Raw genomic sequence first — 8,980 nt, forward strand, 5'->3', positions numbered from 1 at the left:
ATGTGGTCTTTTACAGTCTCGATCGCATCTGCATTGGCTCTCAGTGCGTTATCTCCCAGAAAACCTACCTCTGTACGGGATCTCACGATATCCAAGACCCGGCTTTCGGTCTTCAGACTGCTCCTATTACGATTGGGAATGGAGCTTGGGTGGCGACGGACTGCTTTGTGGGGTTGGGTGTGACTATCGGAGCCAATACTGTTGTGGGAGCGCGCAGCAGTGTTTTTGGCGATCTACCTGCCGCTCGGGTTTGTCTGGGAACCCCTTGCCGTCCTCGCTATCCTCGGTCGCTCGAATCAAAAACTCGATACATTAGTTAACTCAAGAGGCCGTTTTTTGTAAACTGAGCTACTAAATCAACATTAAATATTTGATACGACTTGATATAGTGAGTTTTATCGTTTAAAGTAAGTCGTCTGTTCTAAAATTTTAGTTCAAAAACGATCGCAAAAGTAATCGTTATTCACTCTCGTATTATCACCAAACGATCGCTTTTGTTTAAAAGTTTAAAAAGCAGAATAAGTACAACTCGATACCGACAAAACCTTAGAATATCTTTAAATCTACTCAGTCCATTTTTCAACGTTGTAAAAAATAGAAATAACCCGAAAGATTCGGGAGTCGTGGGTTGGCCGTTATGAAAAACTCGGCTTTTTTATGCTGGTGGAACCGACGACCTAACGATCTGTGTTTACCCTTGACCATTTCCATCGAAAAAAATGTATTCAACTTTAAGTGATGCTCTAGAGAGCGCAGGAACAGATAACCCTCGTGGGGGAGCCGATCGCAATCGCGCTCAATTCGACCGGTGGGGAATCACCTGCCTGGCGTTGATAGGCAGTCCCAGTGTGGGGACGACCGTTCTTCTCGAACGCACCCTGGCTTCTTTAAAAAATCAGCTCGAAGTTGCCGCGATCGCTGGCGGTACGCTCTCTGAAATTGAGGCCGATCGATTGCGCTTGCAAGGCGTTCCCGTTCTTGCTGCTCGAGCGGACATTTCCAGTCATCTCAATTCTCAAACCATTGCTGAAGGTTTGCGCCAATTCGAGCATCAATATACCCCATCTAATTTCGATCTGGTTTGGGTTGAAAGAGCGCTCGACTTAGTCGATCCGGATGGAATGGCAGTAGGAGAGCATCTTAAAGTGGCCCTGCTAGAGGTCACTGGAGGAGAAGATCGACTACTTGAATATGCCGCCGTGTTGCGGGAGGCACACTGCATACTCCTAACGAAAATCGATCTAGTCTGCGATGTGGATCTAAATGGGGTGGAGATTAATATCGAGCGCTTGATGACCAATGTGCGGCAGATCGCTCCCAATACAACCATACTCCCCATTTCGACCAAAACGGGAGCGGGATTTGAAGCGTGGCTGAATTGGATACGATTGCAGGTTGCATTACGAAGCCAATCTGATAAAGCTGCCCGACACGAGATGGCAGCCGTTGGAAACTTGTCTGGCTCGAAATCGACACAACGTTAACTTAACCAACTCGAGCATCTCTTTTTCCCTCGATCTCTCGATCGGGGGAATCTTGTGAGTGGCGCGAGTTAGGATTAGATAATATGATATCTGAGTTCTGAGTCCGAGCCAAAATCGAACTCAATGGCAAATCGTCGCGAGCAGAACGATTCTGGCATCCGCGAGAGGAAAATGAAGGAGACTAGATGGGTATCGCATCGGAAGATATTGTAACGGCGACGATCGTCCTCATCGCTTTAGGGATACTGGCGATCGGTTTTTATCGCTCTAGATCGTTTGGGAAACTGGGGATTGTATCCTGGTTGCAATCCGTTGTGTTGATGGCTCCTTGGTTGTTATTTTTCGGATTGTTTGCCGTCGGCATCTACATCAATCTGGCCGGAGTTTTGTTTCTCATCGTCGCTTCGGCGGGAACCTATATTTTTCTGGGAAACAAACTCAGAACTTTAAGCCAAGATCCGACCCAGCAAGAGCAGTTCGAGAAGATGCTGCGGGCAAAGTCTAAGCCCAAACCCCCAAATAAAGAGGCGACAGAATCCTTAATATCCGAACCCTCTACCGTTAAAAAGCTTCCCACAAACCCCACCCAAAGCATCGAGCCGATCGAAATTCCCCCCGAAGATTTGCAGATCGCCAAAGGTATCTTCGGTATCGACACATTTTTTGCCACCGATAGCGTTCCCTACCAAGATGGCGCGTTTTTTCGGGGCAACCTGCGTGGCGATCCCGAAACCACCTATACTCGCCTTTCCCAAAAGCTAAAAGAGTGTTTGGACGATCGCTATCGTTTATTTCTCGTTCCCGATCGCGAAAATAAGCCCATCGTCGTGATTTTACCCAGTCGCAACGAACCCAAACCTCTAAGTGCCACCCAAAAAGCCTTAGCTATCGGATTGGCAATTGCGACCTTTGCCACTACCTTAGAAACCGCAGGTATCTTGATGGGATTCGATTTTTTCAACGATCTCGATCGCATCCAAGAGGTTCTACCGGTGAGTTTGGGCATTTGGGCCGTGCTTGTCGCTCACGAAATCGGTCATCAAGTGATGGCTGCCCGCCACGAAGTTCGCATTAGTTGGCCGTTTTTTATTCCCACTTGGCAAGTCGGTTCCTTCGGTGCCATCAACCGTTTTGAGTCCTTTGTGAGCAATCGAACGGTCTTGTTCGATGTTGCCCTCGCAGGTCCGGCTGCGGGGGGATTGCTTTCTTTGGGAATGTTAATGACGGGTTTATATCTTTCCCATCCCGGTAGCCTATTTCAAATTCCCTCCGACTTTTTTCAGGGTTCGATGCTTGTGGGAACCTTAGCAAAAGTCGTATTGGGTTCGGCGCTAGAAGAATCGGTCGTAGATATTCATCCCTTGGTAGCGATCGGTTGGTTGGGATTAGTTATTAATGCGTTAAATTTGATGCCTGCGGGGCAGCTAGATGGGGGACGAGCGATTCAGGCTATCTACGGGCGCATCACAGCCGGACGCACGACGATCGCCACGCTCATCGTCTTGGCGATCGCTTCTCTAGTCAATCCTCTCGCGCTGTATTGGGCGATTGTAATTCTGTTCTTGCAGCGCAACCTCGAAAGTCCCAGTCTCAATGAATTAACTGAACCCGACGACACCCGTGCGGTGCTGGTATTACTGGCTCTATTTTTAACGATCGTGACGTTGATTCCACTGACCCCGAGTGTTGCTGGAACGTTGGGAATTGGTGGATGAATCGGTCGGTCGGATTTTTGGCCTCAAGTCACGGGAATAGGGTTTGAGATCGCGTCGGGATAATTCTCATTTGTACGATCGTTGTTCAACCCGATAAGATCTACGCGACTGAGGTCTATCTTGTTGAGAACCGCGATAACACTCCCGATATCAGATTTCCTCTGGCGACTTCCTCTGCGAAATTCGAGATAGCTTTGCTTCGAGTTCGTCTTTAATTCGATTTAGAATCGAGGTTTCATCCAAAGATTCTAAAATCTGACTGACGACGGTTTTGGGTCCACCCTCTCCCCAAGATGCCCCGTTGGCCAGATAAGCTTTTGCCACTTGACCGATACCATAGGTGGAAACCCCGGCAATACTCGCTTGCGTGAGGGCGACGGATAGATAACCGCCTAACGCCAGACCGCCTGTTACCGGCGCGGCGAGTCCCAACAAACTTTTGAGAGAACTCAGTCCCAGGGTCGCCAGAAGTTCGCTCGCACCGATGCCGCCCATACTCAAAGCAATGGTTTTGAGAAGGCTGACGGCTCCGGTTTGAGTCATCGGGATGCCATAGAGTTTGGAGAGGGTCAAAATGGCGATCGCATCGACGATCGCCGCACTAAAAATATCGGCGACAGCAATGGGATTGAGGGCAACGGCTAGGGCTTTTGCACTGGCGGCTTTCCAAATAATTTGGTTGGCACTGCGATCGCGAATCTCCATTTTCCGCCGTACAACCCGATCGTTGATTGTATCGGCATACAGCATTGTATTGAGCGCCACTAAGGATTTTCCCTCTCGGTGCAAAATCTCTAAAATTTTTAGCTTTAGTTCTTCAACCTGGGGGGTATGGGGGGTTAACTGAACCCCCATACTGCCATCGGATCGGCGAGTGGCTTGGGCGACGAGGGGGGAAGCTGCAGCCATGACAATGTCGTCGGGGGCAAGCAATTCCCGCACGCGGCGGTCGCGAATTTGTTCGTAAATCGCTTGTCGGTCGGCTTCGGGGTAGCGATCGATTTTGTTAAACACCAAAATAATAGGTTTGCCAGCATCTCGCACCTGAGACAAACCGTCATATTCCACCTGAGTCATATCTCCGGCGATGACAAAGAGAATTAAATCTGCTTGTCCGGCCACGCGACGGGCAAGTCCAGCACGGTCTTGTCCCTCAATTTCATCTAAACCCGGCGTATCGACCAGTTCGATTTGGCAGTTGCCCTGTCCGGGTAAAGAAACCTGCCAGATATCGCCATTTCGAACTACCGACTCTGGGTTCAACTGCCAGTTCGCTCGCTGGCTGGTTTGGGTGACACCGTGTAAGGGGCCGGTTTCAAAAATGGGTTGACCGACGAGGGCGTTGAGAAGAGAAGATTTGCCTCTTCCCACCATGCCAAACGCTGCAATTTGGACGGTGGAGGATTCGAGTTTGTCGAGCATCGACTCCAGTCCGCCAATCTCTGTTTCGAGTCCCTTCCGTTCGGCAGGGGTTAGATCGAGATGGGTGACTAAATCTTTGAGGGCTGCTTCAGCTTGTTTGTAGTTTAGCTCCGCTTGAATATCGGAAAAACTAAAAATTGCTTCGTCGAGTTCTCGATCGAAAGAATCGGGTAACCGATCGGACATCGGAATTTAGGAGAATCGTGTTAGAGGTCTAGGTGTATCGTCAATTTGCCTTAAATCCTTGACGGGTAGGGGTCTGGTCTTTCGATTCAATGAAGTCGATCGCCGCAAACCTTTTATTGAGACAGGATTTTAGATTGAATCGATCGCACCTCGGATTAAAGCTTTTGTCTTTATCTTACCAATCCAATAAAGGAAATGACCTCCAAAAGATTTATCCAGAGATCTACTTCTGTTTATCGGACGGTCGATATTTGACGGTCGATCGCTACGAGGCTTTACTCAAAAATGACAGATCTGCAGCGCCAAAGTTCGTACTCAGAGCAACATTCAGGTTTTCCAAGGATTGAATTAACCACTGCACGGCCTCTCGGGTCGAACTATCGTAGTGATTGAACAGGATCGAGAATCGCTTTTCGAGATAGGGCTTCACTCGACGGCAGATTAAAATAATTTTCAGGAGCAGTGCCATCACGAATGTCGGACCCAAATTGGATAGTAAGTCAATTAGAACGTAGTGATTGGGCTTCTGGGGACTCTCGACCACCAAAAAGTTTAGAAGTTGGCTGCAAGTTCTGACAATGAGGAAGTCCGTCAGCTTTTGAGAGTCGCACTGAGGCATTGTATCCATCAACTGCTGGTACAGCTTAGCGTTAAATTGACGCTTGCCGTAATCGGAATCTACCGTTGTCACTAAGTATTCGTAGAGATCTTCTTTAAACTCTCGAAAGGTCTTCGTTTGGCTGGTGTGGGTGATGAAGTTTTGTGCTAAATCTCGGTAAGTATAAGAACCTTCCGCCCGACCGGCAAATTGCTTGACAGCAACGTACAGTTCGCGATCGTCGAGTAAAGTTGGGTTCTCGACGGGTTTGAGCACTCGTTTGGCTGTAGCCGGTGAGGTTTGGCGCGAGAGCTGGGCTTTACGAACTTTATAGGTAACGTATTTTGAGAGGGAAACTTCGTACTGTTTTTGCTTCTGGGCTTGAATTTGCCGTACGGTTTGCTGGTGTTCGTAGGTACTACTATCGTTGAGTAGCGAATGGGAGTATAGGTAAGGATAGCGACCGATCAAGCTGCCGAGAGGGCGAGAGGTTTCCGACAAGTTGGGATCGCATTCTCGATCGACTACTTGCACCAAACGATGCAAGGTCATGTACTGTTCGCTCTGGCGAAACTGCTGCACTAATCCGCGCAGTCTCCGGGTGTTGCGCGATTGCGCCAGACGATAGGAAGGACTATTGAGGGAGGGGGTTTCAAACAGATTGACTAACTCGGGAATGGCAAGCTGAGTTTTTGACTCCATTTGCCAGTGGTTGATGAGAATGTGGCAGCAGCGATTGAGCACGCTGTTAAACTCTGTTTGCTCTCGACCGGTAGTGGTAAGATTCCCCACGACATCGGCAATTGTCGGATCTGGATAGCCAGATCCATCAATAAATAAAGTTCGGAAGCGTTCGATTAGCTGCTGGGGAGTCTCTACCTTGACTAGCTTTAGCAAGTGTTGGTACAGATCTTGTTCGTTGGTTGGCATTTCAACTAGCCCTCTTACTGGCTCGGCGGCAAAGCCAAGCAATGCCTCATTCTCCGAGGTGGTTTATTTACAATATTGAACGTACACTTACCCTAGCCTAATTTAGATCGTAACAAATTCATCACGTTCGAGTCAACGTATAACGACTCGACAGCAAGGGGTTCGATCGCGAGCTTTATCATCTTACTTTTACTAGGATATACCAGCCACGATCTCGATTGCCCTCGATTAACCCTCGAAGTTATTCAAGAAACATTAAAGATTTTCACTCGATATTCCGGCTCTATTGTAAAGTTATCGAGGTTGGTTCTTCAAAGTATTGGTTCGGAATCAATCTCTACTCACCATTGCCGCTTTATGCCTTCATGTTTTTGTGACTGAATTTACTTATACATGCCTTGCTCGTTGCAGTTGTACGCAAGCTCGAGCGGGTGTCTTCCACACGCCTCGCGGTGCGGTGGAAACGCCTCGTTTCATGCCGGTCGGTACGCTGGCAAACGTCAAAACCTTGACCCCCGAGCAACTTCGGGGAACAGGAGCACAGATGGTGCTTGCTAATACCTATCACCTTCACTTGCAACCGGGAGAGCAAATCGTTGCCGGTGCGGGGGGACTCCATTCATTTATGGGATGGGACGGCCCGATGCTTACAGACTCCGGGGGCTTTCAAGTATTCAGCCTTAGCGAAATGCGAACCATCAGTGAAGAAGGAGTAAAATTTCGCTCCCCCCGCAATGGGGATATTATCGATCTCACGCCGGAGCGATCGATCGAAATTCAAAATACTTTGGGGGCCGACGTAATTATGGCTTTTGACGAATGTCCCCCTTACCCGGCAACCCGAGAAGCTGTGGAGCTAGCCACCGGTCGCACCGAACGATGGCTCAAACGCTGTATGGAAGCTCATCACCAACCGCAACAAGCCTTGTTCGGGATCGTTCAGGGGGGTGTTTATCTCGAACTGCGTGCCTCGGCCGCTCGCGCTTTGGCGGCGTTGGATTTGCCCGGATACGCTATTGGCGGTGTCAGTGTGGGAGAGCCTCCAGAACTAATTGAGAAGATCGTTCGGGCGACCGTTCCCTTATTACCCCCGAACAAGCCTCGTTATCTTATGGGAGTGGGAACCTATCGGGAAATGGCCCAGGCAATCGCTTCTGGCGTCGATTTATTTGACTGCGTGATTCCCACCCGGTTGGGGCGACATGGAACGGCATTGGTGGCTGGAGAGCGGTGGAACTTGAAAAACGCCCGCTTTCGAGAGGATTTTAACCCCCTCGATGAAACTTGTGGGTGCTATACCTGCCGTAATTTTAGCCGCGCCTACCTGTGCCATCTGGTACGCTCTCAAGAACTCTTAGCCTATACGTTATTGTCCATTCATAATATTACGGAGCTGATTGGCTTTACTCAACGCATTCGAGCGGCAATTCTCGACGATCGCTTCGAGTCTGATTTTGCTCGTTGGCTTTAGCCTGTCGATTGCTGTTGTCCCGATATCGGAACGAAAATAAGCGATCGGTTCGTGTTAATATTTGTTCTAATTATGAGAAATTTATTGGAGACGTAAGGATTTAAACCGTTATGGAAGCAGCTCTTCTACTGGCCAAATTACCCGAAGCTTATTCTGTTTTCGATCCCCTAGTGGATGTTTTACCCATCATTCCTGTCTTTTTCTTATTGCTAGCTTTCGTATGGCAAGCCGCAGTCGGTTTCAAGTAAATCGCTCTTGTCGATCGACCGTACACAACACGGTAGATTAACCAGACCTGCGCTTCGGTCAGTTTTAGCAGTCCGAAATGCAGGTTTGTTGTCGATAGCGAACGAAATCATGGATTTACGAGCCTCGCTCGAAGGAAAATTTTCCTAAGCTCCAACAGGACTCGTTTTTGTGTGTTTTCTCTCTTTCCTTTAACCCAGCGCGCGGCGCTATAGGATGGCAATAGAGTCCGTGTCGTTACCATCACTCTCATTATGCCGACTTTGCTCGCCGATGCCAAAAATCAACTTTCCGATCTGATAAGTCGCAACAAGTCCCGAGTTGACTATCTTTCCATCCGACTCGAACAAGCACAAGGAACCGATATCTTTTTGCGTTCCGATAAAATAGAAACGCTGTGCGAGGCGGTTTCCATCGGCGGACAAGTGCGAGCCTGTTACAAAGGTGGCTGGGGTTTTGCCAGTTTCAACCGGCTTGAAGATTTAACCGAGCGAGTTGAAGAAGCGATCGCCGCCGCGCGATTGGTGGGAACGGAAGAAACCGTACTCGCTCCCATCGAGAGCATTTGCGATACCTGCGAGCTTCCCTTAACCGGAACCGATCCTCGAACGATTTCTCTGGCCCAGAAAAAGGAACTGTGCGATCGCTACACCGATATCCTGCGCAGTGTAGACGGACGGATTACAACCACTTCCGTGCGTTATGGAGATTCCGCCCAACGGATCGTTCTGGCGACCTCAGACGGAACCCTCATCGACCAATCCTGGGTCGATATGGAAATGCGCTTTGCGGCGACGGCACGAGATGGAGAAACCGTACAAACGGGGCGAGAAACTAGCGGATCGCGCAAGGCTTACGAAGATTTGACCGATTTAGACCGACAAGTGCGAGGTGCAGCCGGGCGGGCGGTGAATGCTTTGGTGTTGCC

The 8,980-nt window shown here is 49.2% G+C and carries 7 protein-coding genes and 1 pseudogene; 6 read left to right on the forward strand and 2 right to left on the reverse strand.

Features of this window, described 5'->3' with window-relative positions:
- The 3 genes and pseudogenes from IQ235_RS11100 to IQ235_RS11110 form a co-directional block, all read left to right on the forward strand.
- A pseudogene (locus tag IQ235_RS11100) lies at positions 1 to 320 on the forward strand (colanic acid biosynthesis acetyltransferase WcaF); the annotation flags it as partial.
- 399 nt (positions 321 to 719) lie between these two features.
- Entirely contained in the window at positions 720 to 1,484 is a 765-nt protein-coding gene (hypB, locus tag IQ235_RS11105; RefSeq protein ID WP_264321530.1) for a hydrogenase nickel incorporation protein HypB, read from the forward strand.
- A 185-nt stretch (positions 1,485 to 1,669) separates the two neighbouring features.
- Positions 1,670 to 3,199 (forward strand): site-2 protease family protein, encoded by a 1,530-nt coding sequence (locus tag IQ235_RS11110; RefSeq protein WP_264321531.1) that lies wholly within the window; start codon positions 1,670 to 1,672, stop codon positions 3,197 to 3,199.
- A gap of 150 nt (positions 3,200 to 3,349) precedes the next feature.
- Here IQ235_RS11110 and IQ235_RS11115 read toward each other — a convergent pair whose 3' ends face one another.
- Together IQ235_RS11115 and IQ235_RS11120 are read right to left on the reverse strand one after the other, a co-directional pair.
- Positions 3,350 to 4,807 (reverse strand): GTP-binding protein, encoded by a 1,458-nt coding sequence (locus IQ235_RS11115; RefSeq protein ID WP_264321532.1) that lies wholly within the window; start codon positions 4,805 to 4,807, stop codon positions 3,350 to 3,352.
- Between the two features lie 265 nt (positions 4,808 to 5,072).
- On the reverse strand, positions 5,073 to 6,335 hold the full coding sequence (locus IQ235_RS11120; protein WP_264321533.1) for a Sll1247 family protein: 1,263 nt from the start codon (positions 6,333 to 6,335) through the stop codon (positions 5,073 to 5,075).
- A 373-nt stretch (positions 6,336 to 6,708) separates the two neighbouring features.
- Between IQ235_RS11120 and tgt the strand changes: the two genes are divergently transcribed.
- The 3 genes from tgt to IQ235_RS11135 all read left to right on the forward strand — a co-directional run.
- On the forward strand, positions 6,709 to 7,806 hold the full coding sequence (gene tgt, locus IQ235_RS11125; RefSeq protein ID WP_264321535.1) for a tRNA guanosine(34) transglycosylase Tgt: 1,098 nt from the start codon (positions 6,709 to 6,711) through the stop codon (positions 7,804 to 7,806).
- 110 nt (positions 7,807 to 7,916) lie between these two features.
- Positions 7,917 to 8,054 (forward strand): photosystem II reaction center protein K, encoded by a 138-nt coding sequence (locus IQ235_RS11130; RefSeq protein ID WP_264321534.1) that lies wholly within the window; start codon positions 7,917 to 7,919, stop codon positions 8,052 to 8,054.
- 252 nt (positions 8,055 to 8,306) lie between these two features.
- The coding region (locus IQ235_RS11135; protein ID WP_319592575.1) for a PmbA/TldA family metallopeptidase at positions 8,307 to 8,980 on the forward strand (674 nt) is incomplete at its 3' end.

The sequence above is a fragment of the Zarconia navalis LEGE 11467 genome (assembly GCF_015207075.1).
In the GTDB taxonomy this organism is placed as follows: domain Bacteria; phylum Cyanobacteriota; class Cyanobacteriia; order Cyanobacteriales; family Geitlerinemataceae; genus Zarconia; species Zarconia navalis.

Bases quoted from the DNA above. Each gene is read 5' to 3' on its own strand.
- IQ235_RS11110 (WP_264321531.1), top strand. From the start codon at position 1,670: ATGGGTATCGCATCGGAAGATATTGTAACGGCGACGATCGTCCTCATC.
- hypB (WP_264321530.1), top strand. From the start codon at position 720: ATGTATTCAACTTTAAGTGATGCTCTAGAGAGCGCAGGAACAGATAAC.
- IQ235_RS11130 (WP_264321534.1), top strand. From the start codon at position 7,917: ATGGAAGCAGCTCTTCTACTGGCCAAATTACCCGAAGCTTATTCTGTT.
- IQ235_RS11120 (WP_264321533.1), bottom strand. From the start codon at position 6,335: ATGCCAACCAACGAACAAGATCTGTACCAACACTTGCTAAAGCTAGTC.
- IQ235_RS11115 (WP_264321532.1), bottom strand. From the start codon at position 4,807: ATGTCCGATCGGTTACCCGATTCTTTCGATCGAGAACTCGACGAAGCA.